This window comes from Candidatus Jordarchaeum sp. (assembly GCF_052745115.1).
In genome coordinates this window covers 1-2,149 of the sequence record NZ_JBRAKS010000497.1, presented here as the reverse complement: position 1 = coordinate 2,149, position 2,149 = coordinate 1, and the positions used below count along the sequence as shown (strand labels likewise).

The 2,149-nt window shown below is 39.6% G+C and carries 2 protein-coding genes; one reads left to right on the top strand and one right to left on the bottom strand.

Annotated elements, in window-relative coordinates; translation table 11 throughout:
• The first annotated feature begins 516 nt into the window (after nucleotides 1–516).
• Nucleotides 517–720 (top strand): hypothetical protein, encoded by a 204-nt coding sequence (locus tag ACUVXA_RS20095; protein ID WP_445873072.1) that lies wholly within the window; start codon nucleotides 517–519, stop codon nucleotides 718–720.
• Between the two features lie 225 nt (nucleotides 721–945).
• On the opposite strand, the gene ACUVXA_RS20090 is transcribed toward ACUVXA_RS20095, so the two are convergent.
• A complete protein-coding gene (locus ACUVXA_RS20090; RefSeq protein ID WP_445873071.1) occupies nucleotides 946–2,106 on the bottom strand; it encodes a hypothetical protein in 1,161 nt (386 codons plus the stop codon).
• Nucleotides 2,107–2,149: the final 43 nt, after the last annotated feature.

Genomic DNA, 2,149 nt, shown 5'->3' with positions numbered 1-2,149 from the left:
CCAGCAATGGACAAATCCTTTAAGAAGAAAGAGTTACTAATTTTGTCCCAAAGCGCCCATCCTATAATCTTTTAAGAATAAAAAAATTATCATAATTGGGTTTTTTCGTCATTTATGGAAGCAGAACCGGGGGGTAACGACTTTGATGAGGGTGGTCACCTATTAACCACGATATTATGAGAATCTCCAGTGTAAAGTAAAAGGGTTAAGTAACTGTTGCATGAAACCGTATATTCCTGTAGCGTATACGGTCTTCCAAAAGAAATAAAAAGAGAGACAAGGGAATATTGGCTCTGCCAATCACCCGACGATAGATTCGCAAAATCTGCCTTTTTTTGAGGTTTTTTCCCGTGTTTTCAAACCTGTTTCCCGGTCTTTTTTCGCTCCAACGTGTTTAAACCTTAAAAATTAATGAGAAACGCCGATAAAACCATAAATTATTAGGCTAATAACAGAAGAAAAACGTTACAAAGATTCTGCGAATCTATAGCCCGACGTGTGGCACATGGGAGCCGAATGGGTGAACAGTCCCCTCCTAAGAATGTGGGGAGAGGGCCAGAGGAAACGATGAAGCCCTTTACCCAATGGAAAACCGTTCCCCCCGAATGCGGGCGGATGCAGTCCTTGTGCGGAAAGGCGGGTTGTACCCGAGATGAAGCCAGGGATGAAGCCCGAAGAATTTCCTATATACAGAAAGATATGGAAATTCAGAACGGTTAGGATAAACCCATAGTGTGGCCGTGTTTCTTAAATACTTAAAATAGATGATTAAAAAAGAGGTGTAGGCGGGAGGTCTTATTTCCTAGGGCGTTTTGGGCACCTGTTAAATTTGGGTACGAAGCATCATTGCAACAGGATGGTGAAGCTCTGCCTCGCATCGTTTTAAATTCTATAGCAATGTATGGGATGCTTACTTTGTTTTAGATGTTCTTTATGTGGTTATTATTAGAGGGGTACTACTCTGATGGTTTCATTCATTCCCTTTCCATTGGTCAGCTTCACGGTTTTTCCATTGTTGTAGACGAATTCTCCATTGCATATTATAGGTGTGTCATAGTAGTTTACATTCCAGGCGTAAATGCGGTTTAAGCACAAGTCTTCGAGTCTCTCCTTAAAGATGAACTGTGGATATATTGAAACAGTGGCATTCATGTTTAATGCGCCCTTATCCGTTTCCGCCTTAATCTTCCACTGTGTGGGTATAAACCGGTAACATTCTTCTATAAACGCCCAATTCCCTGGAACGACCTCGCACTCGTTCACATATATATAATCATTGTCTTTAACGTTGTAAATACCTCCAGTTACATAGTGGCGAGGACGACCATCACTAAAAACTGAATCCACAGGAAAGAGGAACAGGTACATATTATCGAAATTGGTATAAATCCAGTCAACTTGCCTAATTTCGAAGAAGTTTATTTTGTTAATCCATGCATGTTCGAATACCCCTGTACCTTTGACCTTGATTTCTTTTCCGTTGACAATTATTTTTCCTTGTGCATTACATAACGCTTCAAAGATACGGACTTGGGTTCCCTCAGTTATTTTACTTAATGCGCCTCTCTCACCTGCCCAAAAAAGCGGTGGTCCTCTGGGTTTAAAGGTTAATTCGCAGCCAAGCTCTTCACTACTTGAAATCACTTTCTGTTCTTCCTCATTACATATGAAGCTTAATTCGTCCATTTCAAATGCTACCATTTCATCGTCTTCACTGTACTTGAAGGCATCTGGTGATGACGGCGGATGGTTTACATCTACAAAATTACTGGGCTTTTCTAATATCTGTACGTTTTTCTCCTTTTTGATGGATAATGGACCTTGGCTATAGTTTAAAATAACCATTTCAGGCATTAGTGTTCCTACTATAATACAGAATTTTAATAGACATTCTTTTCCTTCATATGGAAAATTTACTGTGCAATACCAACTGTTAAATCGCTCTGGTTGATCTGCGTATCTCATTCTTAGGTCGTCTAATTCCAGATTTGCAGGCGGCGAAATCACTTCCTTTACAGAAACCCCACCAACTACCTTTTCAGTAACTCCTTCAACTTCTTCTTCAATTGATTTAGATTCTTTAATTCTCTTCTTTTGCATTTCCATTTTGAGCCCTCCAAACTAATAGTTTTATATTTTCATATAACTA

Coding starts and splice junctions, on each gene's coding strand:
- ACUVXA_RS20095 (WP_445873072.1), top strand. CDS start 517: ATGGGTGAACAGTCCCCTCCTAAGAATGTGGGGAGAGGGCCAGAGGAA.
- ACUVXA_RS20090 (WP_445873071.1), bottom strand. CDS start 2,106: ATGGAAATGCAAAAGAAGAGAATTAAAGAATCTAAATCAATTGAAGAA.